This window comes from Candidatus Symbiothrix dinenymphae, assembly GCF_001431085.1.
In genome coordinates, this window is the sequence record NZ_BBRU01000353.1 from 1 (window position 1) to 481 (window position 481).

General features: G+C 47.4%; 1 protein-coding gene. It reads left to right on the plus strand.

All coding sequences use genetic code 11. The annotated features are described in order from the left end of the window. Positions 1–192 precede the first annotated feature (192 nt). A partial coding sequence (locus ASC50_RS07500) for a GH116 family glycosyl-hydrolase (RefSeq protein WP_226995392.1) occupies positions 193–481 on the plus strand: 289 nt, incomplete at its 3' end.

Below are 481 nucleotides of genomic sequence, written 5' to 3' on the forward strand. Positions count from 1 at the left end.
TTCGTAAATGCCCGGTTTCATCTGAAAAGGACCAAACCTGCCCGACAGATTATACATAAAATTTCCGGCACCTATTCCTCCCAACCGGCGTTGTGGAAGATGCCCGACTGTTCGTGGACGCGAAAAATGGGCGACCGACCGGTATATACCACGCTTCATGCCAAGGTTTCTCCCGGAGTGAGACCCGAAACGATGACCAAAAAAGGAATGCCGTTGGGTGGAATAGGTGCCGGAAATTTTATGTATAATCTGTCGGGCAGTTTTGGTCCTTTTCAGATGAAACCGGGCATTTACGAAGAACGTTTCCTGAAGCAAGCCGCCTTTCATGTCCGCGAAGAAATCAAAGGCAAAGCGGTCAGCTATACTTTGGCGACCGAAGATGTATTGCCCGCATGGAATAAATTGAACAAAGGAGATGCCGAGTATAAGGCTTTGTTTCCCAAAGCGACCTTCGACTACAAGGTCTTTCAAAGTAATATCT